The organism is Sphingobacterium anhuiense (assembly GCF_042686355.1).
In the GTDB taxonomy this organism is placed as follows: domain Bacteria; phylum Bacteroidota; class Bacteroidia; order Sphingobacteriales; family Sphingobacteriaceae; genus Sphingobacterium; species Sphingobacterium anhuiense.
On sequence record NZ_JBHUPE010000012.1, the window covers coordinates 141,446 to 163,675 of the forward strand.

Annotated in this window: 21 protein-coding genes, 1 tRNA gene and 1 pseudogene; 15 read left to right on the forward strand and 8 right to left on the reverse strand. The window is 36.9% G+C overall.

The features are described 5' to 3' along the window. The first annotated feature begins 101 nt into the window (after positions 1–101). From ACFS6I_RS21565 to ACFS6I_RS21615, 11 genes are all read left to right on the forward strand, one after another. Entirely contained in the window at positions 102–488 is a 387-nt protein-coding gene (locus ACFS6I_RS21565) for a hypothetical protein (RefSeq protein WP_183917103.1), read from the forward strand. 176 nt (positions 489–664) lie between these two features. Beyond that, entirely contained in the window at positions 665–967 is a 303-nt protein-coding gene (ureA, locus tag ACFS6I_RS21570) for an urease subunit gamma (protein WP_021192450.1), read from the forward strand. A gap of 21 nt (positions 968–988) precedes the next feature. After that, positions 989–1,363, forward strand: coding sequence for an urease subunit beta (locus tag ACFS6I_RS21575; protein ID WP_021192449.1), 375 nt, complete (start codon positions 989–991; stop codon positions 1,361–1,363). After that, positions 1,360–3,081: an urease subunit alpha gene (gene ureC, locus ACFS6I_RS21580; RefSeq protein ID WP_380923660.1), complete on the forward strand. Its 1,722-nt coding sequence runs from the start codon at positions 1,360–1,362 to the stop codon at positions 3,079–3,081. The genes ACFS6I_RS21575 and ureC overlap by 4 nt, the downstream gene beginning before the upstream one ends. Positions 3,082–3,142: 61 nt before the next feature. Continuing rightward, positions 3,143–3,733: a hypothetical protein gene (locus tag ACFS6I_RS21585; protein ID WP_380923662.1), complete on the forward strand. Its 591-nt coding sequence runs from the start codon at positions 3,143–3,145 to the stop codon at positions 3,731–3,733. 2 nt (positions 3,734–3,735) lie between these two features. Further along, positions 3,736–4,233 carry an urease accessory protein UreE gene (locus ACFS6I_RS21590; RefSeq protein WP_380923664.1) on the forward strand — a complete coding sequence of 166 codons (498 nt, stop codon included), beginning with the start codon at positions 3,736–3,738 and terminating at the stop codon, positions 4,231–4,233. A gap of 5 nt (positions 4,234–4,238) precedes the next feature. Next, a complete protein-coding gene (locus ACFS6I_RS21595; RefSeq protein WP_183917097.1) occupies positions 4,239–4,928 on the forward strand; it encodes an urease accessory protein UreF in 690 nt (229 codons plus the stop codon). Positions 4,929–4,942: 14 nt separating this feature from the next. After that, positions 4,943–5,581, forward strand: a complete 639-nt coding sequence (gene ureG, locus ACFS6I_RS21600; protein ID WP_045755017.1) for an urease accessory protein UreG — start codon at positions 4,943–4,945, stop codon at positions 5,579–5,581. A 1-nt stretch (position 5,582) separates the two neighbouring features. Next, positions 5,583–6,374, forward strand: coding sequence for an urease accessory protein UreD (locus ACFS6I_RS21605; RefSeq protein WP_183917095.1), 792 nt, complete (start codon positions 5,583–5,585; stop codon positions 6,372–6,374). 50 nt (positions 6,375–6,424) lie between these two features. Continuing rightward, positions 6,425–7,321 (forward strand): urea transporter, encoded by an 897-nt coding sequence (locus ACFS6I_RS21610; RefSeq protein WP_380923666.1) that lies wholly within the window; start codon positions 6,425–6,427, stop codon positions 7,319–7,321. Between the two features lie 110 nt (positions 7,322–7,431). Continuing rightward, complete coding sequence (locus ACFS6I_RS21615; protein WP_183917093.1) at positions 7,432–8,235, forward strand: DUF2490 domain-containing protein; 804 nt, start codon at positions 7,432–7,434, stop codon at positions 8,233–8,235. On the opposite strand, the gene ACFS6I_RS21620 is transcribed toward ACFS6I_RS21615, so the two are convergent. The 7 genes from ACFS6I_RS21620 to rplS form a co-directional block, all read right to left on the reverse strand. Further along, the gene (locus ACFS6I_RS21620) at positions 8,232–9,119 is read right to left on the reverse strand and encodes a helix-turn-helix domain-containing protein (RefSeq protein ID WP_183917091.1); all 888 of its coding nucleotides are present in this window, start codon (positions 9,117–9,119) and stop codon (positions 8,232–8,234) included. The two genes, ACFS6I_RS21615 and ACFS6I_RS21620, sit on opposite strands and share 4 nt — an antisense overlap. A gap of 202 nt (positions 9,120–9,321) precedes the next feature. Further along, a complete protein-coding gene (locus ACFS6I_RS21625) occupies positions 9,322–10,110 on the reverse strand; it encodes an META domain-containing protein (protein ID WP_221197911.1) in 789 nt (262 codons plus the stop codon). 131 nt (positions 10,111–10,241) lie between these two features. Beyond that, positions 10,242–12,053 (reverse strand): membrane protein insertase YidC, encoded by a 1,812-nt coding sequence (yidC, locus tag ACFS6I_RS21630; protein ID WP_380923669.1) that lies wholly within the window; start codon positions 12,051–12,053, stop codon positions 10,242–10,244. 15 nt (positions 12,054–12,068) lie between these two features. Further along, complete coding sequence (locus tag ACFS6I_RS21635) at positions 12,069–13,703, reverse strand: CTP synthase (RefSeq protein ID WP_380923671.1); 1,635 nt, start codon at positions 13,701–13,703, stop codon at positions 12,069–12,071. Positions 13,704–13,866: 163 nt separating this feature from the next. After that, positions 13,867–14,991, reverse strand: coding sequence for an acyltransferase family protein (locus ACFS6I_RS21640; protein ID WP_380923673.1), 1,125 nt, complete (start codon positions 14,989–14,991; stop codon positions 13,867–13,869). A gap of 137 nt (positions 14,992–15,128) precedes the next feature. After that, on the reverse strand, positions 15,129–16,229 hold the full coding sequence (locus ACFS6I_RS21645) for a carbohydrate-binding family 9-like protein (protein WP_132770915.1): 1,101 nt from the start codon (positions 16,227–16,229) through the stop codon (positions 15,129–15,131). Positions 16,230–16,385: 156 nt separating this feature from the next. Then, positions 16,386–16,733 (reverse strand): 50S ribosomal protein L19, encoded by a 348-nt coding sequence (gene rplS / locus ACFS6I_RS21650; RefSeq protein ID WP_021189535.1) that lies wholly within the window; start codon positions 16,731–16,733, stop codon positions 16,386–16,388. A 342-nt stretch (positions 16,734–17,075) separates the two neighbouring features. On the opposite strand from rplS, the gene ACFS6I_RS21655 reads away from it, so the two are divergent. From ACFS6I_RS21655 to ACFS6I_RS24475, 3 genes and pseudogenes are all read left to right on the forward strand, one after another. Beyond that, positions 17,076–17,152: transfer RNA gene (locus ACFS6I_RS21655), tRNA-Pro, on the forward strand. Positions 17,153–17,839: 687 nt separating this feature from the next. Then, positions 17,840–20,146: a tetratricopeptide repeat protein gene (locus tag ACFS6I_RS21660; RefSeq protein ID WP_380923817.1), complete on the forward strand. Its 2,307-nt coding sequence runs from the start codon at positions 17,840–17,842 to the stop codon at positions 20,144–20,146. A gap of 393 nt (positions 20,147–20,539) precedes the next feature. Continuing rightward, a pseudogene (locus ACFS6I_RS24475) lies at positions 20,540–20,697 on the forward strand (IS982 family transposase); the annotation flags it as partial. Here ACFS6I_RS24475 and ACFS6I_RS21665 read toward each other — a convergent pair. Beyond that, positions 20,694–20,840 (reverse strand): hypothetical protein, encoded by a 147-nt coding sequence (locus ACFS6I_RS21665; protein WP_380923676.1) that lies wholly within the window; start codon positions 20,838–20,840, stop codon positions 20,694–20,696. The pseudogene ACFS6I_RS24475 and the gene ACFS6I_RS21665 overlap by 4 nt on opposite strands. Positions 20,841–21,381: 541 nt before the next feature. Here ACFS6I_RS21665 and ACFS6I_RS21670 point away from each other — a divergent pair. Further along, complete coding sequence (locus ACFS6I_RS21670; RefSeq protein WP_380923678.1) at positions 21,382–21,789, forward strand: alpha/beta hydrolase; 408 nt, start codon at positions 21,382–21,384, stop codon at positions 21,787–21,789. Positions 21,790–22,230: the final 441 nt, after the last annotated feature.

Sequence of the window (22,230 nt, forward strand, 5' to 3'; positions counted from 1 at the left end):
GTTTAAGATATAATATAGACTATTTTATTCAAGATTTGTGCTATTTAAAACTTGTTTTAGTTGGTACTTTTGTCTTGGAAATTTAGATGAAAATGAAAGTAATGTTTCGGAATATATTGACACTTTTTGTAATGCTGTTTGCTTTGGTTACGGCCAAAGGGAATACGCATTTACATCAGAAGGTTAGTGTTTCGAAACAGGTAAAGTTTTTATCAACAGATTATTCATCATTTGAGTTACCTGAAATCAGTTCCAATGTCCATCATTTGACGCTGTTTTCAGGTATGCTCGATGCATGGGAGTGTAACGATCCGCAAGAACTCAATGAGCCGGATCAATTGCTTTATTTTACTATTATTCCGGTTTGGCTATCGGCAATGGGGGTAATGTATGATAGGAAGCAGGATTTTAGTTTCCCAACTGAACACATAGGAGTAATCCTCAATCCGCGATACATACTATTCAAGTGTATCAAAATTCCAATTTAATTTTAATATAATTTCTTCTTCTGCCAAAAGTTATGCAGGCCGGTAAGGTTGTGCCATAAACTTTCGGACGTTATCTGCATGTTTTTTTGTTTGTTATAAACATCAAAAGATTTCGTTGTGGATCAAACAATAGTAATATAATTCTTACATATAAGTTAATATAAAATAGTAATTAGATGCATTTATTACCTAGAGAGACTGAGAAGCTGTTGCTTCATGTAGCTGGTGAACTCGCAAAAAAGCGTATGGCCAGAGGTGTCAAATTAAATTATCCGGAGTCTATTGCGTATATCAGCAGTGAACTTATGGAAGGTGCACGAGATGGTCGGACTGTTGCAGAACTGATGCAGTATGGGGCGACTTTGTTGACCCGTGAAGATGTGATGCAGGGTGTGCCTGAGATGATTCACGATATACAGATCGAGGCAACTTTTCCTGACGGTACCAAATTGGTAACCGTACATAATCCTATTCGTTAATTTAATAAGAACATTGAAAATATGATTCCTGGAGAATATTTCATTCAAGATGGCGATATCATCTGTAATGAAGGTAGAGAAGTAACAACATTGACAGTTGTCAATACGGGAGATAGACCGATTCAGGTGGGCTCTCATTATCATTTTTTTGAGGTCAATAAAATGATGGAATTTGATCGCGCATTAGCCTTTGGGAAGCGCTTAAATATTATCGCGAGTACTGCTGTTCGTTTTGAACCTGGGGAGTCCAAGATTGTAGAATTGGTTCCTTATGCTGGAGCGAGAAGAGTATATGGTCACAACGATCTGGTGAATGGCGATACTGAAACAGAGGTAGGAAAAATGAACGCTTTGAAAAAAGCAGATGCAAATGGCTTTAAAAATAAAAAATCATGAGCTTAAAGGTTAGTAGATTAAATTACGCGGCGATATTTGGACCTACAGGGGGAGATAAAGTTCGCTTAGGAGATACAGAAATCATCATTGAAGTTGAAAAAGATTATGCATACTATGGTGATGAGGCAAAGTTTGGAGGCGGTAAAACTATTCGTGATGGTATGTGTCAGTCTTCGGTGCATACGCGTGATGAAGGTACATTGGATTTAGTGATCACAGATGCGATTATCATTGATCACTGGGGTATTGTAAAAGGTGATATCGGGATCAAAGATGGAAAAATTGTTGGTGTAGGTCGTGCGGGTAATCCCGATACGATGGATAATATCACACCAAATATGATTATTGGTGCTTCGACCGAAGTTCATGGTGGAGCTGGATTTATTGTTACTCCAGGAGGTATTGATACGCATATTCACTACATCAGCCCTACACAGACGGAAACTGCTTTATACAGTGGTATTACGACTATGATCGGTGGTGGTACTGGTCCTGCTGATGGTACGAATGCGACAACAGTAACACCAGGGAAATGGAATATCCGTAAAATGATGCAGGCTGTTGAAGCTTTGCCTATGAACTTTGGTTTTTTCGGTAAAGGTAATGTGGGGACAGAACAACCCATCGTGGAGCAGATCGAAGCGGGTGTACTGGGAGTCAAAATTCATGAGGATTGGGGAGCTACTCCTGCGACAATTGACCGCGCGCTTTCCGTAGCTGACAAGTACGATGTACAGGTCGCTATTCATACAGATACGCTGAATGAAGCTGGATTTTTAGAAGATACTATGGCTGCGATCAATGGTCGCGTCATTCATACCTTCCATACTGAAGGTGCTGGTGGTGGTCACGCACCGGATATCATTAAATCGGCGATGTACCCGAACGTATTGCCTGCGTCTACAAACCCTACTCGTCCGTTTACGAAAAATACGATTGACGAACATTTGGATATGTTGATGGTCTGTCACCATTTAAGTAAAGATATTCCTGAAGATGTTGCTTTTGCGGATTCTCGTATTCGTCCTGAAACGATTGCTGCGGAAGATATTCTACAAGATCGAGGTGTTTTCAGTATCATGAGTTCTGATTCTCAAGCAATGGGCCGTGTGGGTGAGGTGATTCTCAGAACATGGCAAACTGCGGATAAGATGAAGAAACAGACTGGTGCACTTCCGGAAGATGAGGGTACAGGAAATGATAATTTCAGAGCTAGACGTTATGTCGCTAAATATACGATCAATCCTGCTATCGCGCATGGTATTTCTAAATACGTTGGTTCAATTGAACAAGGTAAAATAGCGGATATGGTGATCTGGCGTCCTGCTTTATTTGGAGCGAAGCCTGAAATGATCATTAAAGGTGGAATGATCATCGCTTCAAAAATGGGAGATGCAAATGCGTCTATCCCTACGCCTCAACCAATTATCTTGCGTACGATGTATGGAGGTTATGGTAAAGCACTGACTGAAACTTGCTTCAACTTTGTTTCTAAAATTTCAATTGAAAAAGGAATCAAAGAGGAATATGGACTGAATAAAACATTACTACCTGTGGAAAACTGTCGTAATATATCCAAAAAGGATATGATTCACAATGATGCTACTCCAGAAATCATCGTGAATCCAGAAAACTATGAAGTGAGTGTAGATGGTGAAGTGATTAAATGTGAACCAATTGATAAGGTTGCTTTGGGACAATTGTATTTCTTGTTTTAACATGATCGCTAATTTTTATGGTGTGGCACTAGGTCACACCATAAATTGTGAATAAATAATAATGAAAAATTTGAAACTATTTTTAGCAAGCTGTTTAGCAATAGCATGCTTTTCGATACAATCTTCCTACGCACAAAAAGGTGGTGTTATGCTTTATGGTTCATTTAATTACCATGAAACTGAAGCAGGTCATCAGCTAAGTGCGGCACCACTGGGGGTCGGTTATTTTTTTAATGATAATATGAATGTGGGGCTGAACTATGGTTTCAATACTTCGAAAAATAAGGCATTGGATTTTACTGATCATTTTCATGAGGTCGGACCATTTTACAGCAATACTTGGCCTTTAGGTAAACATTTTAATTTAATTGGTCAGGTTGAGGCTCATTATATATGGGGAAATGAGCATGTTGTCAATGCTGCAGATGTGATGACTGACGGTAGCTATAACGGCTATTTGCTAAGAGCTTATCCTTTGGTGGGTATTAGCTTGGGTAAAGGTTGGGCATTAAAAGCAAAGGTTGCAGAGCTTTCTTATAAGAAAAAACACAGTAAAGATGCTTCTATCGCAAATGATCATGAAATTATCACTGGAATCAATGGTTCTACGGTAGGCCTAGGGATATCAAAAAATCTATTTATTAAGGGGTAATAATGATTATTACAGAAATCACAAGGAATATCAAAAGAGAGCAGGTTAATAAACGGTGTGATTTGCTTTTTATTGAGTGGTACGAATCTACCAAGCGTATTCAACGATTACGTACGGAAGAAGGAATGGATATCGCTCTAAAATTATTGGGAAAAACTTCTCAATTGCATAATGGGGATATTTTGTATGAGGATGCTGACAAAATTGTTGTGATAGCTATTCGTAGTTGTGATGTGATCTGTATTGAACCATTGAATTTTTTGGAGATTGCTTTTATTAGTTGTGAAATAGGAAATAAGCATTTGCCTCTATTTATTGAGGGGAACGAATTGCTGATTCCTTTTGAGCGAACGATGCAAACCTGGCTGGATAAGCAGGGGATTCCCTACACGCTTGCTTCTCGTCAGTTGCTTAGTCAGTTGAATGCTAATGTCGATGCAAATTATCATCGTCAGCTCAAATTTTCAACAAAGGGTATCCCATTAATTATTAATGCATAAAAAATATGGAAAATAAATTTCTAGGCAAGCTTCTTCATTTGTCAGATCCGACCTTACCGATTGGTGGATTTACTCATTCGAATGGATTGGAAACATATGTTCAAAAGGAGATCGTGCATAATAAAGCTACTGCTGAGTCGTACGTGAGACACAATTTGTGGTATAACTTGAAGTATAATGATGCAGCTTTGATGCGCCTTGCTTATGATGCTACCCGAAATCTTGATATCGATCTGTTGCGGTCTTTGGATGAGGAATGTACGGCATTGAAGAGTCCGAAGGAAATCCGTGAAGCAAGTAAGAAACTGGGTGTGCGCTTGTATAAGATTTTTTCACGGTATCAAGAGCAACCGATATTGATTTCCTGGGGTGAATTGATTAAACAGAAAAAGGTGGATAGTCATTATTGTTTGGTGTACGGTATGTTGGCAGCACTTTTGGATATTCCAATTCGTGAGGCTCTGCATGGTTACTATTATAATGCTGCAATCACGATGGTGACCAATGCGGTAAAATTGGTGCCTCTTGGGCAGTTGGATGGGCAGGATATCTTATTTTATCTGCACGATGATCTGATGACTTTATGTGATGAGACTCTGGAGGTGGATCGTGATCTGATCGGTCTATGTAATGTTGGATTTGATATCCGCTGTATGCAGCATGAACGGTTGTACACACGGGTTTACATTTCTTAATTAAATACGAACAAATGGAAAATAGAAAATATGTTAAGATTGGTGTGGGTGGTCCGGTTGGATCTGGAAAAACTGCACTGTTGGAGTGTTTATGTAAACGTTTGAAACATGAATTGAATCTAGCGGTTATTACCAATGATATTTATACGAAGGAGGATGCGGAATACATGGCTAAAAACAGTACGTTGTCTCCTGATCGTATTATTGGAGTAGAGACAGGTGGCTGTCCGCATACGGCTATCCGTGAGGATGCGAGCATGAATCTAGAGGCTGTGGAAGAACTTGCTGAACGCTTTCCAGATCTTGAATTGATCTTGATTGAGAGTGGCGGTGATAATTTGACTTCAACTTATAGTCCTGATCTCGCGGATATTACCATTTTTGTGATCGATGTGGGTGAGGGGGAAAAGATGCCCCGTAAAGGTGGACCGGCGATTACCCGATCAGATTTATTGTTGATCAATAAAATGGATCTAGCTCCTTATGTTGGTGCTAGTCTGGAGGTGATGGAGCATGATGCTCGGAAAATGCGAAAAGGGGCACCGTTTTTATTTTCGAATTTGAAGACAGGAACGGGATTGGATGAAATCATTGGATGGATCAAAAAATATGCATTGCTGCATGATGTAGCTGAACCTAATTTATTGCGTTAATATGATCTGTTCTTTAAATATCAACGTTGCCCATCGTGAAGGAAAGTCTTATCTCAAGGATGCTTATGTCACACAGCCTTTTCGTATTGTTCCAGTAGGACAATACAGGAGGGATAAAGGGGCATACTTGATGATTATGAGCTCATCACCGGGGTTATTGGATGGTGATGATCATCGTATCCAAATTACGATAGATCCTGGTGCTAAATTGCAATTGCAGACTCAAGCGTATCAGCGTCTTTTTCATATGAAAGGTAAATCGGTACAAAAAACGGAAGTGACGCTCGGCGAAGGTGCGGTGTTTTCTTTTGTTCCGCACCCTATTGTTCCTCAAAATTCTTCTCATTTTCTCAGCCATAATATTATCCACATGCAAAAGAACTGTCACCTCATCTTGAGTGATATTGTGACTTGTGGACGGAAACTGTCGGGAGAGGTTTTTGAGTATAATCATTTTCAGAATCTGACTCAATGTTATGTGGATGGTCGATTGATATTGAAAGATAATGTGCTGCTGCAACCCGACAAAATGCCGATACAGGATATCGGGATATTGGAGGGTTTTACCCATCAGGGAACATTTATTTATCTCAATACTGCTGGGAAAGCTGTTGGGGACTGGATTGAAAAATTCCATCAACAGTATGAACATGTCACGGATATCGAATTTGGAATCAGTGCGCTTCAGCATGATGGGTTTATGATCCGAATATTGGGTTATGGTGCCGAGCAGTTGTTTACTATTTTTCAGGAGATCCAGCAGGAACTGTGGGATGCTGAACTCCTTATTTAATCATTTTAATGGGACTATATTTTAGTCTTATCTTATCAATTTATCTCAAAATGAGGGATCAAGTTTTAGCTTATATAAAAGCTTTTTTTAGAGGTTTCGGACAGATCATGTTGCAAGGTAATGCTTGGACAGGCATATTATTTATTGGTGCTATTTTATATGACTCGACATTAATGGGCTTTGCGGGTATATTGGCTAATGTTGTAGGGGTTGCAACGGCTAAAATACTGAAATACGATGAAGAGCATATCAGTAATGGTTTATTTGGTTTTAATGCTTCTTTGTTTGGTGTTGCCCTGGTTTTTTATTTTGAGGCGAACATCTGGATCTGGTTGACATTGATTCTTGGTTCCATGTTGACCACACTTATGATGGGCTTTGCGCTCAAAAGAAATTTACCTGCTTTTACTTTTCCTTTCATAGCTGTTACCTGGATTTCACTGTATATCCTGAGTATCCCACAGCTTGCAATGCCTACTGTATCGCAACATTTTGTGGATATCCAAGAAATGGATGATTTCTTGATCGAGGGACATGCTTTCGGGCAAGTGATCTTTCAAGGAAGCCTGATTGCGGGATTGATCTTTTTCCTTGGAGTATTTATGAGCAATCCGATGGCTGCACTTTATGCTTTCGCCGCGGTGATCATCAGCATTTACCTATCTCATTATGGTCATGAATCGGAAACTATGATCAGCAACGGAACGTTTAGTTTCAATGCTGTACTCTGTGGCATTGCTTTAAGTGGTACTCGTGTACGGGATGGATTATATGTTCTTATTGCTGTCGTGATTGCTACTTATTGTGATCATGTGCTTGTGCACTATGGTTGGACGACATTGACTTTTCCGTTTGTAGTGGCTATGTGGGCTATGGAACCTGTTAAACGTCTGGATAAATGGATTGTGGGGCGGTTTGAAGAAACTTTTAAAAGCAGATTGTCTTAAAACACTAAAACTGATCTGCTATACAAACTACTGATCAATGGTCAAGTGGCCATTGATCAGTTTGTACAGGTATATAATAGAACAGTGGTCATAAAAAAACTATATAATCAATGAAAAATACTCTTTATAAAATATTATCCTTACTCTTCCTTGTTATCAGTCCATTTTTATTACTTCATGCTCAGATTAGTCCTCCTGGATTGGGAAAAGCAAAAACGGCCTCCTGGTCTGCCATTGGTCTTAAGAGGCAACTGGATAGTACTGGTACGAAAGAAGCTTTGACTTACCTCGGCCTAGGAACCAAAAGTACACCTGATGATTCAAACCCTTTTCATAAACAAGCTATTTTTGTCCTCAATCACGAGGTATATCACAAGTTTGCTAAGAACCAGCAATATAGTTATGCTTTGAGCTATCGTCGTCAAAATGTATATGATGCAGATGCTCCTTATCATGGTGAAGGGGTAGAGCAGGAGTTTCGCTTGTATGGCCGCTATGCTTATACTTTCAGATTCGGTGAGCGCTGGAAATGGAAAAATACAGTCAGACAGGAATTTCGTAAATTTTTTACTGCGGATTTTAATAAAGCAGAGGAGAATTTTCAATTGCGGACAAGGCTCAAAACACAGATGAATCTGAAACTCTCTAATAAAAATAAACAGGAACTTGCGTTCAGTGCTGAAGGCCTGTTTGCAGTAAGTAAAATGTATGAGCCGAAAGATGAATGGTCAAAATTTGCTTATAAGGAAGCGCGTTTGGCTTTATATTACATGACGGATATTCCGAATACTCCCTTGCACCTTGATGTAGGCTATATGAGCGATTTAATTAAAGGCTATAGTCAAGCGGACTTTGGTGTTCATTATCTTGCTGTTGATCTGATTTGGAATCTGCCTTATAAAAAGAAGCATTAATCGGAAAGAAATTTGTGTTTGCGATAATCACTGGGTGAATAACCGGTGACTTTCTTGAATAAACGTGTAAAGTAGGATGGGGACTTATATTTCATTTCGAATGCAATTCCCGCAATATCTCTTGTAGCGTCCTGTAATAAAATTTGACTATGTAGTATACTGATTTCATTGATCCACTGTTTAGGAGGCTTATTGGTTGCTTCCTTCACACATTTGTTGAGGTAGTTTTCGGATATATGCAATAAGTTGGCATAGAATAAAACATTCTTGTGATCAGTGTGAAATTTTTGTACGAATTCTCTAAATCGAAATGCAATATCCAATTGTCTACTCATCGGTGCTTTTACTTCGTAATCTGTTTTAATTATTTTTAAAAGTACACATTGTAGCATCGATACACAGATCTCCATAACCTTTCCTTCGGTAAAAAGCTCTTCTTCCAAGAGTTCAAGCATTTTTTGAATCCATACCGAGACATGCTCTGACAGGGGGGTAAAGGGATGTGAATTGAAAAATCGGATATCATTGATACCTAATTCAATGTCGGTAACAATTTCGTTTTCATAAACGACAAAAAAACCTTCGGCATCATCTGAAATCGCCAATGTAGCTGTAATATTTCCCTGCTTGACATTAATCACTTGATTTTCAGCTAGAGTGTATGCTCCTGATTCCAGATGTTGTGTTAAAGTTCCTTTGGTAACAAAGATTAGGAAATTGAAGGTAGTACGGTAAGGAATGACAGGCATGAGAATACTTCGTAGGTAATTTTCGATTCGGTATACCTGTATTTTGCTTTCATTGAATAGATTATGATCTGTTACATCAGGCAAAAAAAGCTTTTTGTATTCGTAATTGTTGATAATCTTAATCGACGATTTCATAGTGCTATTTCTCTAAAAAACCTTTTCATGTGATGTTGATGAAAGAGATTGTGTATGTACAAATATACGATTTAGCGACCTAATTTACAGTGTAATCCTATCGATAAAATTTGTTTTTAACTGGAATTTTTCGTCATAATATCACATAAAAAAAGCTCCGATTTGGAGCTTTTCTATGTTTAGTTTTAATCTTTTATTGTTATTATTTTTTTTGGAAGCGCATCATCGCAATATCGCCCATAATCAGAGTCAATGTATTTCCATTGACGTCGAAGGAAGTGATTTTCTCCAGCGTGCTGAAGTATACACTTTCTCCTGAACCTTCGCAGGCCATTTTAGTAGATGCTAGTGGACCAAAACTAATGTGGTTGTTTTCGGTTTTGAAAGTTCCATTGTAATTATTGCAACTACTATTTCCAGATACTTTTTTTGCTGTCAAATCAAAGCTGATCGTAGGCTTTTTATTTGGATATAGACCTTCAAATGCAATACGTGGTCCAGATACATAATCTAATTCCCATGTACCTGCTAGTGCTTGCTCACCTTTTTCTGCTTTGATAAGCGTAAATTTAGCTAATGTTTTTCCACCTTTTTTTAAACTCAATACTTCTCCTTCTATTGTGTAGGTATCTACTGCTATAATGTTTTTTGACAGCGCCTGTTCTATCTCGAACTCAGGACAAGCCATCATCGTGGAAATACCTTGTTCAAATTTAATTTTGTTTTTTCCTGTGATATTTACTGCTCCACCTAAAGTATTACAACCTGCATTCGCAGCATATCTATCGTCTTCAAATTGTAAGAAGGGGACACGGCCGTTTACTTGCGCTGGTACTGTTTTTCCATCAACTTCGATCAGTTGCCACTTGTTTCCTTTTAGTTGCATAGTTTCGGTAGTCGAATGCTCTTTGTTCGTATTTTTTTTGAAAACTGAACAACTGCTTAATCCTACGATCAGCGTTGCCATGATTAAAATCTGATTAAATTTCATCTTTTATCTTTTTTTGATATGATTGTTTAACAATAATTAGAACGTTTGGTTTGAGTGAATGCTACATTTTATACAAAAAAAGAGGAAACCTATTCGGGTTTCCTCTTTTAATCAGCACTATAGAATTGCTGTTATTTTTTATTTTGTTGTGCTTGACGCATCGCTTCTTCCATTCTTGATTGGAATGACGATTTCTTTTGCACCTTTGGATTCTTTTTATTGTCTTCTAATTTCGCTAAGATCTTATCATCATTAACCATTGAACGGATGATCAACTGTGTTAAGAATGTTAGGATTGCACTTAAGAAGTAATAATAGTTTAATCCTGCAGGGAAACTATTCAAGACGAAAAAGAAAATTAAAGGCATAATGTAACCAATGTATTTCATTTGTCCTGTAGCTCCTGAAGTCGCATTGTTGTACCAAGTGGTCAATAATGTTGTTAAAGTCATTAATACGCACATCAATGATACGTGATTCACTCCGAAAATCGGTGCGAATGAGAATAAGGTATCGTATGTTGACATATCTTTCATAAACAAGAAGCTTTCACCTCTCAGCTCGAATAAATTCGGGAAGAAGTAGAAGAAAGCAATTGTAAATGGCATTTGTAATACCAATGGAAGACAACCTCCCAATGGGTTTACTCCAGCTGTTTTATACAATTTCATCTGTTCTTGCTGTAACAATACTGCATTGTCTTCACCTACTTTAGCTTTGATTTCATCTAATTGCGGTTTCAAAACACGCATTTTAGCCATTGATAGGTAAGATTTGTATGTCAATGGTGATAATACCAGTTTTAACAATAATGTCAGAACAAGGATAACTATACCATAACTCAAATGGAAATTGTCTAAGAAATCAAATACAGGTACTGTAATAAATTGGTTAATCCAACGCATTGGTCCCCATCCCATATTAATGATTTTATGAAAATCATGACCTTCTGCTTTAAGGGTTTTGTATTGATTAGGTCCAAAAAAGAAGTTTAATGAATAACTGTTGTCTTTTTGAGTTGCATAATCAAGACGTGCTGTAGCTGCATAAAGTTTAACAACATCGGATTCGATTGTTGTTTTTACATTTACATCTGCTGTAGTGAATCCTGTTTTGCTTGAAAGAATGTTTGAGAAATAGTGTTGCTTGAATGCAATCCATTCTACTTTTTCTTTTAGCTCTTTTTCTTCATCTTTTGCTTCTGACAAATGGTCTACATTACCTGCTTCTTTATAATAGATGGTAGATTTTTGACGTTCAGAATCAATGTTTTGTTCTTTCTGTAGTAAAATCGTTTCCCAATCTAAAGCAATTGTTTTTTGATCGATCTTGTTTTGAATACCTTTTGTGTTGATATCAAGACCTAGATTGAAACCATTACCTTTGATGGTATATACGTATTCAATATACTGATCAGCTCCATAAGCTAATTGTAATTTAATTGATTTTGAATCTTCGCCTGTTATCTTTACATCAGCATCTTCAGAAGTAAAGAACAAATCGTTGGTATTGATATTTTCACCAGCGACATTAAATTTCAATCCAAATCTATTGTGGTCACCTTCAAACAATACTAATGGTTTTCCATTAAAATTTGTTTCACCTTTTAGTTGTACAGATTTTACACGACCGCCTTTAGAGCTTATTTTAGCAATGATTTTATCATTTTCTACTGTAATGATTTTTTCTGTTCCAAATTTTGCGGATCCAAAAGGAAGTTTTAATGCTGCAGAATCAAGAGGCTTGGCCTCTTGTGTTGCTCCTAGTTGTGTATTCGCTTTTGTCGAGTCTGTTAAAGGTGCTAAACCTTTTTTAACACGTGCTAACGAATCTTGTAGAACTTGTTCTTTTTTTATTTCTACGTCGGACGGTTTCATTAAGTAAAATGAACCGGCTATAATTCCGAACATCAGAAGTAAACCAATAAGGGTATTTCTATCCATTTTTTTAAATTAAACTTACTTAATTGTTTCCTGCTTTTGTATCTTATTTTTCTTATTCGACAAAGCAGCGGCTACAAAGCTAACAAAAAGTGGGTGAGGATTTGCAACAGTTGACTTTAATTCTGGATGAAATTGTCCTGCTACGAAAAAAGGATGGTTTTTCAACTCTACAATTTCTACTAATCCTGAAGTTGGGTTGATCCCTGAAGTAATCATTCCAGCTGCTTCATATTGCTCTAAATAAGCATTATTGAACTCATAACGGTGACGGTGACGTTCGGAGATTCTCGTTTTTCCGTATATATTGAATGCTTTTGTACCTTTTTTGATATCACAATCGTATGCACCTAATCGCATTGTACCGCCCATGTTAGTGATGTTTTTTTGATCTTCCATTAAGTTGATCACTGGATGTGGTGTATCTGGATTCATTTCCGTGCTATTTGCATCTTTTAATCCCAATACATTACGGCCAAATTCAATTACTGAACACTGCATGCCTAAACAAATTCCAAAGAAAGGAATATTGTTTTCACGTATATATTTAATAGCGGCTAGCTTACCGTCTAATCCACGTTCACCAAAACCAGGAGCAACAAGTACGCCATCCATTTCGCTCAACTTGTCTTGGACATTTTGATCATTTACACTTTCCGCGGCAATATATTGTAATTTTACTTTACATTCGTTGGCAGCACCGGCGTGGATAAAACTTTCGACTATAGATTTATATGCATCTGGTAATTCAACATATTTACCCACTAATCCGATATTTACTTCATTAGTAGGATTTTTTAATTTTCCTAAAAATGCTTTCCAGCTATCTAAATCTGGTTCATTCTTATTTGAAAGTTTCAATTTAGCAAGAACAGTCTTGTCCAATTGTTCTTTCAACATATTTAAAGGAACGTCATAAATAGTAGGAGCATCAATCGATTCTACAACAGCATTAATATTGACATTACAAAATAATGCTAATTTTTTGCGAATTTCTTGCGTCAATTTATGTTCTGTACGACAAACTAAAATATCAGGTTGGATACCGTATTCTAACAATGTTTTAACAGAATGTTGTGTTGGTTTTGTTTTTAATTCACCAGCTGCTGCTAAGTAAGGTACTAATGTTAAGTGAATTACGACAGAGTCATGAGTGCCTAATTCCCATCTTAACTGACGAACTGCTTCGATGAAAGGTAAAGATTCGATATCACCTACTGTACCACCTAATTCTGTGATGACAATATCATATTTTCCTGTTTCACCTAATAAACGCATACGGTTTTTGATCTCATCTGTGATATGAGGAATAACTTGAACTGTTTTTCCTAAATATTCACCTGCGCGTTCTTTTTGAATAACAGATTGATAAATACGACCTGTCGTCACGTTATTAGCTTGTGAAGTAGGTACGTTTAAGAAACGTTCGTAATAGCCTAAATCAAGGTCTGTTTCAGCACCATCTTCCGTTACGTAACACTCACCATGCTCATATGGATTTAATGTTCCTGGATCAATGTTAATGTAAGGGTCAAATTTTTGAATCGTAACCTTGTAGCCACGTGCTTGGAGAAGTTTAGCAAGAGAGGATGCAATAATACCCTTCCCTAACGACGAAGTAACGCCGCCCGTAACAAAAATATATTTAGTCATATCAATAATGGATTTCAAAATATAAGGCCTAAAATGGCCTAAATATCTGCTTTATGTACGGGATACAAAGATAAGAATATTTGTGGAAGACGACGTTTTTTTTTGTCTTTAATTTTAAAACGCTAATTTTTTGACATGACGGTTGCATGAGGTTTAATCTTTGCTAATTCAATTTAGATCTAAACTTCATGAAAAAATCTTCAAAGTATTTTTTTGATAAATGTGCTGTTATAAATGTACCTGCTATAACTAAACTGTAGAAAATCAGAAAACTTAGGTAGGGATCAAGTGTTAGTAAATGTTTTTTCCCTAAATGAATAACGGCAAAGATCACGATCATATGATACATGTAAATTCCATAGGAGATTTTGCCTCCGTAGTCTAAAAAAGTATTGTTGAAAAATGATTTAGAATTTAATCTGATACCGATAAACAGAATGAGATTGAGAAAGAGTGCATTTAGGATGATGTATGAAAAGATCCAATGATCAAAAATATTTGATCCAATAAATGCTATACATGTATTTCGGAAGAATAAGAATGAAAATAATAAGGCTAATAAAAAGCAATTGACCACTGCATATTTTTTGTACCAAGCCTGTAAGTTTATATTGGTGTGGTATAGGAAATAAGCTCCAAGTGCACCAATTGCCATTGATTCGAAAGCAAAAGTTTTGATAAGATGCACAACAAGTACGTCTGTAATGATGTTGTTAAAACATAGTATCAGTAAAAGAATTTTGAGTAGAAGTATACCTATAATAAGAGCAAACTTGTTGTCTATCCATTTAAATAGGGGTGCCCAAATGATGTAAAACCATTCTTCAACGCCGATAGACCATAGGGGTTCGAGTAGATGTGAGCCATAGGTAAAGGTGACGATACTGGGTAAAAATAAAACAAATAACAACCAGACCTGTCCCATGGTATAGGGGAATGAATAGTTAATATGTAAGACCTGAAATAGAAAAGGGAAGATAACTATGCCTATGGCGACTAATAAGAAATATAAAGGCCAGATGCGAATGACTCTTTTCAGATAGAAATTTTTAATGGATATTGTCTTTTTCTGATCTTGTTCTTTCAGTAACAAATAACTGATGAGGAAACCACTTAAGACAAAGAAAAATTTGACAGAAGTAGTTCCATTTTGAAAAAAACTAAAATGTTCATAGGTGATGAAATCATTTTTTGTCCGAATGACTTCTCCATGGTGAAATAGAACGAGGAGTGCGGCAAAAAAACGGAACGCATTTAGATTTGGAAAAAAAGATATGTTCTTATACATTGTTGCTGTAAAAATAGCAATATTAGTTTATGTTTCTGCGTTATTTTGTTTCTACAAATTATTGTTATAGCGTTATACCAGTTGTGTGAATAGCATTTTTTGAATTGATGCAGACGTTCAGATAAGCTATGGTAGAGTTACTGGTTATAAAGATCAAAATTACCTCTATTATCTAAGGATACTTGAATTTTTTTTGACTGTTTTTCCTTGATCTTCATACTATAACTTTGTTTGTCTTTATTTAGATCCAAAGTGACCTCATAATCTTTCAAAGCGGGTAGTAGGTATTGATTATATAATGAAAGTTTCGTTAATTGATCGCTATATCGACGATTTTCCTTTTTAAACAATTGTTGTAAATAATGAATATTCCAAGCTAATTTAGTGACGGCATAACTATTTGGAAGTGTTGCTTCCTGCTTTTGTGCTTGTTCTACAAATTGTATATATCCCCATCTTTCTGGATAATGCATATTAATTAAACCGATCGGTGACCATACCCAATTGTCTTCAGCTAAGGGCTTATTATTTTCTTTTTTTCTACTGTAATGATTATTTGTGATATCATGTTGCCATTGTACACGTGAAAAATTACATAACCAGTAATCATTTGCTTTAGGCATTGATGATTTACCGAAAGCATATAATGATTGATGTGGAATTGCAAATTCAACAGACCAGTATGTATCTATATCCTGGGGATTATTAAGGGTGCCATTGATATGTACTGCAGATTTTAGATTTTTAACATCCCAATGTGTAATGGCCTGACCCCCGAATCGATATGGTTTTGGTAACATAAGATCGAAAATGGTATGTAATGGATTGACCTCTATTTCGTAATATTCTGCTTGATATAAATTGGGTTTTAAAAATATTTCAAAGTCATTGTTTAGATAAACAATTTCATCGTGCTTGTAGATATCTGCCCAAATATGAGGTTCATACAGTTTTGCGTACACATATAGGTAGGTGGAATCCCAAAGCATTTTTACTTCGGTTTTATACAAAGGTTTTTTGTGCTCGCCACCTTGAATATCTTCAAAATTATTAATTGTTTTTGCTTTTGTCCAGCTAATTTCATCGTCCTTACCGTCAATTATTAACGGTTCACTGATTTTAAGTACCGGATATGTTTTTGGAATGGACTGTAGTGCTAAAAAATCTTGAATTGAATTTTGGGCATAGCTGTTCAGGAAACAGCACAGGAATACGAGGGTAAAAATAGACTTGTTCATATAATACTTTTCAGGTCATAAGATAAACTAAAAAGATTTAGCATGGAAGAAGTTTTTGACTTGTAAAGAAAATGTTGCTATATTGGGGATTTATGGCAATAAAAAAAGGCATCGAAACTGAATTCAATGCCTTTTTTTATACTTGTGTAGTCGTAATTAGATTCTTTTAGACTTAATACGAGCAGCTTTACCAGTAAGACCACGTAAATAAAATAATTTAGCGCGACGTACTTTACCGTAGCTGTTTACTACAATTTTTTCAATGTTTGGCGAATTTATAGGGAAGATACGTTCCACACCAATGCCATTTGAAATTTTGCGTACAGTGAAAGTTGAATTAACACCTTCGCTGTTCAATTGGATAACCACACCTTGGTAAATTTGGATACGCTCTTTATTTCCCTCGCGAATTTTATAATGAACGCTTATGGTGTCTCCTGCTTTAAATGCGGGAACTTCATTTCTGATTACCGCTTGTTCTTCTACAAATTTTACTAAATCCATGATTATGAGTAATTAAATACGATTATTAGCCTGTAAAAATCGGAATGCAATATTACAGCTTTTTTTTTACTTTAAGAAATACTTTTTTCAAAAAATATTGAGCTGCCTTAGTTTGTTGCAAAGATAGAAAAACACTTTTAATATTTAGACCCTTGGTCACGATATATTTTAAAAAGTTTTACACATCGAGGTTAGGATGTGAATTTAAATGCTATCGAATTGAATGCTGATATTTTATTTCTCAATAAATCAGGCTTTTATTTAATAATGTTAAAATTATATTTGACAGATTGAAAAAACGCTGTATATTTGCATCACAGTAAACAAAAGGGGATACCTTTTCGGGGTGTAGCGTAGCCCGGTATCGCGCCACATTTGGGATGTGGAGGTCGTAGGTTCGAATCCTGCCACCCCGACCAAGAAAATAAAAGCTCTAACGAAAGTTAGGGCTTTTTTGTTTACATGCACATTCAAATCGCAGGATCTTTTGGAATAAGCTTATGACCAACAGGCTTAAAGTATTCTAGCCTCCCGATCAATATACTTCAAACCTTAAGAAAATGACCACTTCGGTTACTCATTTTCTATACTAATCTTTGATTTTTGAAATATGCTCAACAATTAACATTCGTTTTTGTGCTGTTTGTCACAAAGTGATCTCTTTCCCTCGATCTGTCTTCTTGGCTCCATTATTGTGTCAATTCAGTTGCCGATAGCAATCAAAGAAATTGGAAATCGCGGAAACGAGATGGTGATGATCTATAAATTGACTTTTAGGATTCAATTTTTTCCATGACGATTTACTCAATATGGTTGGAATTATTTAGTTTTGGCTTGTTAGCTAAGGAAGATTACACTATTGCCTCCTCGGCAAAGGAACGTTTGGAAAAACTCAGAAATACGGACGAATAATGATATTGAAAAAAATAATTGGCTTCAAATACCTGTTTACCGGGATGATTTCCGCTCTGGTGGTTACGGGTTATGGGCAGGAAGTAGAGAAGCAACTAAATGCAGAGCAAGTGCAAACGATGGATTCCATTGATGTCGTACGCGACTACCGACCTGTTCTGGCCGATGCCGTAAAGGTTCGCAGGAGCCCAGATATGAGTCATATCAATCGGGAGGCCATTGAGACGGAGCTACGTCAAATAGCCACAGCTACCTATTTTGCAAATAAGACGTTCAAACAAGCTTATTACACTATATTGCTTAAACAGCATCCAAACGCTTCACGCAGCAATATTGATAGTTACCGTATCAGCTATCTGGCTTACCAGGCACGTGAATATCCAAGAGCGGCCTCTATTTTGGAGTCGCTGGAAGCTTCGGATGCCTTTTATCAGGGTTCGATCATAACTTTGGGTCATATTGCACTGGAAACCGGCGATAAGCAACGCGCACGAAATGCATTTGTCAAAGCGATGAGACTAGATTTCGACCCCCAATTGAAAGCAGATGCGCAATTTAACTATGCCAAAATCTTGTATGCAATGGACTCCACCCAAGCCGCTCAGCAAGTTCTGGAAAAATATATTGCTCAAGAATATGGGGGGCGTGAACTAGGCGCTCAAGCACAGGAAAGTGCGGAAATATTATCGGCTCAAATCCTGTTGGGGACGAGTAACTTCCATACTGGAGTAAGTCTGTTGGAGTCGTTGAAAGATAGAGGGCGGGAAGTCGATGCTACTTATCAAAAAGCAACTTACTATCGCGGATTGGAGTTTTATAACGAGCGCGCTTTCGAAAATAGCATATCGACATTCATGAGATCTGAAAAATTTCCGATCGATGCAAAAATGGCCGCGCTGGCTACTTATTGGAAAGCGGAAGCGATGTATGAAGTGCGCAAATATGGGGAGGCGGTAGAAAACTTCTCCCGGTTCTTACGGTTGCCTGTTGCAAAAAATACCGACGTATATAATTATGCAAATTATGGGCTGGCTTATGCGGCGTTCAGAAATAACAGTTTTAGTATGTCGGCCGATTATTTTGAGCGCTTTTTGGCTGTCGAGGGAAGTTCGTTAGATGAAAATATACGTCATGACGTAATCGCACGTTTGGGCGATTCGTATTTGTCTATGCGCAATTACGACCGTGCCAACCAATATTATGATCAGCTTATCAACAGTAAAACTTCCAATCAGGACTATGCGTTGTTCCAACGAGGTGTTATCTTTGGATTGCAGGGAGACCATGAAACCAAGCTAAAGATCCTGCAGTCTGTTTTGAAACAATTTCCGGCTTCGAATTATGCAGATGACGCCGCCTTTGAGATCCCCTATACCTATTTCACTACGGGAGATTATGATCGCGCTATCGATGGTCTGCAACGGATGATCGAAAAGTACCCGCGCAGCAGCTATGTGCCCCGCGCATTGATGACCATAGGGCTCGTGCAGTATAATAAAGATGATTCAGAAGCGGCGAAAGCCACTTTCAAAAGTGTTGTGGAGAAATATTCCAAAACCAATGAGGCACAGCAAGCGATGCGTTTTATTGAAAACATCTACCTAGACCAAGGGGATGCTACGAGCTATATTCATTACGCAATCGGCACCAATGTCAGTAACCTGAGCCCTGCGGAGCAAGATAATATGGCTTTTCAAGCAGCCCAATCTCTGTTTGCCAAGCAGCAATACGCAGCTTCGGTGGAAGCCATCAATGCGTATTTTGATAAATTTCCTAAACCCAAACAAGAAAAATATGCCCGTTACATCCGCGGGGTGAGTTCGTACCGCACTGGGCATCCAAAGGAAGCACTGCACGATCTGAATATCATCCTTAACGACTGGACAAGCAAGTATACGGAAAACACCTTGCTGACAGTGGCTGCCCTATATCTTGATCTAAAAGAATACAACGAGGCGATTGTGCACCTCAAAAAATTAGAACTCAATTCAGAGTATAAAAAGAACTATGGTTACGCAATAAGTAACCTGATGATGTGTTATTTCGAACTCGGCGACATGGAGCAGGTGGCCAAGTATGCGAAGTTGATAAAAGATTACGATGGCGCATCGCAGGAGGAAATTGCTAAAGCTCATTTATACAGTGGAAGGGTATTGCTACAACAGAAGAACATCGTGTCTGCCATGAAGGAACTCAATCTGGCTGCTCTGAAGAGCCAAAAGTCGGTTGGAGCAGAAGCGCGATACCGTGTTGGGCAACTGCAGTATGATAACAAGGAATACGACAAAGCCATTGAAACTGCCTTTGAGGTGATTAATAGTGAGGAAGAAAATGCATACTGGGAAGCCAAGAGTTTCCTATTGCTTGCTGATAGCTATGCGCGTAAAGGCAATACTTTGCAGGCGAAGAGTACGTTGGAAAGTGTAATTGAAAATTATGAAGAAAAAGATGATATCATCCCGTCAGCAAAAGAACGTTTACAGAAATTGAACAATAAGTAACCATCACTTGTGAAACTAAAGAAAAATTCATTTCATTTCATTTTTAAAGGTAGACGTAACAAGTATAGTTATGTTTCCCAAAGGACCAATAGCAGTAGGACTGAAAATAGTGTCCGGTGTGAATAGCATTCAGGTGCCGAGTTATTTTTATATCCTGACATAACAGAAGAGAGTCAAATTGAAAGTGCGATGAGGACTTATAAAGTGAATAGCAAGTGAACAGTAGGTTTACAAATGCCACTGTATAGCAACATCACTGTTTTTTTAGCTTCATTTTGGCAAGAAAACAAAAATAGAAACAAAAATAAACAAGGTATTAAAGTTATCTTTTTCATATAGCTAAGTTAGCCTATTTTTATAACATTGCTATCCAATTACGCTTACCTTCATTAAATGTGTGATCAGTTCATGATAAGGCTTAATTATGTTAAATCTTTCGATGGATTCAAAACCAGAATCTTGACCAAGATTATAGCTATAACATCATTTAATACATAGGCAAAAATATATTCATCAGAAATATCAATAATTTAAAAATCAGTATTATTTAAAATGCACAACGGGTTATTACTAAATTTCTATACCAAGTAAAAGTATGAAGTGTTTCGTTCAAGTCATAAGACATCGCCACATCATATGCCCGCTTAGGATAGCTGTATGCCTTATAACCAATATTGATAATGGGATTTAACATACTAAGTATGCGACCTAACAATTTTGAAGCGTGTTCTACTCAGCAGTTACTCAGGTGTAGGTGCTCATTTTTTAACGCGACGAAGAGAACGCAAATAATTTCCTGTTTTCGTTAAGACAAACACAACAGAACCTGCTTTCCCGGAAACAGTCTTCTTAACGCCATTTTTGATGATTGCCATAATTACCTGATTAGTTTACAGATAATCAAGATAAACATTAAAAGGGGAACATCCTAATACCAAATTTTAGCTAATAGCAATTTTTAATCAATTTTTAGACAGTAATCAGTCAATATTGATACAGTCTACACTGAGTAATCACTGAGCAAGCACTGAACAAACACTGAACAAATAATGTTAAAAAGTATAATTTGTTAATCATCTGATCTTCGTTTGCTGCACCTAAAAATTAAAGAGAGGACCTACGTTTGTGTAAATACCAAAATAGGTTATGATTTCTGCTTGCTGGACTATCGGGGTTATGGTAAGAGTGGGGGAACAGTGACCAATCAGGAACAATTATACGACGATGTATAATTGATGTATGACACTTTAAAAGCCAAATATAGTGAAAACAGAATAGTGGTAATAGGGCAATCCATTGGGTCTGGAGCGGCATCATTCCTTAGTGCTCACAACCAGCCGAAAATGGTAATTTTACAAGCTCCTTATTATTCAATAGCGGATTGGATACATCAGTTGGTACCAGTTCTTAAAATTGTAAATAACTCATTTAAGTTGGAAATTTATAGCTATTTGAAGAAAATAACCTACCAGTTAGTTCTGATACACGGAGATGCTGATGATGCTGTATATTATGGTTTTTCAAAGAAATTATCAAGATTTATAAAACCAACAGATCGGTTTATCACCCTTCCTGGCGAAGGACATAATGATTTTACCAAAAATGAAACATATTTGACGTGGATAAAGAGACTGCTCAAGTAACTATTCGATAGATTATCCATCTTTTCTCCCCATAAGCTTAAAGTAACAATATGGAATCCATCAAAAAGATTAATGTAGCCCTACAGAAATCTTATGTGGCTATTTGTGACATTAAAAGAACCATATTTAGTATGTCATCAATCTACCTGTTGTGAAATGAAAATGGGTGATTCTCTATAAAAACATGCTTCTACTTTCGTTGATTAGCCCTTTTTAACAAATTGCTTTTAATTTTTTATTGTCAGTCAGGATAGTGCAGGATGCTTAAGCTATATCGGATTTTTATATTTGAGGTAGCTAAAAAAAGCAACCCTTATACTTTTGATTATAAACAACTTATAGGTGCCTTTTGTCCTGGTTCCTAATATCTTTAATAGAATATAGAATGAAAAACTTTAATAAAAAAGGAGGTTTAGGTATGGGAGAAGAATCGTACTAAGA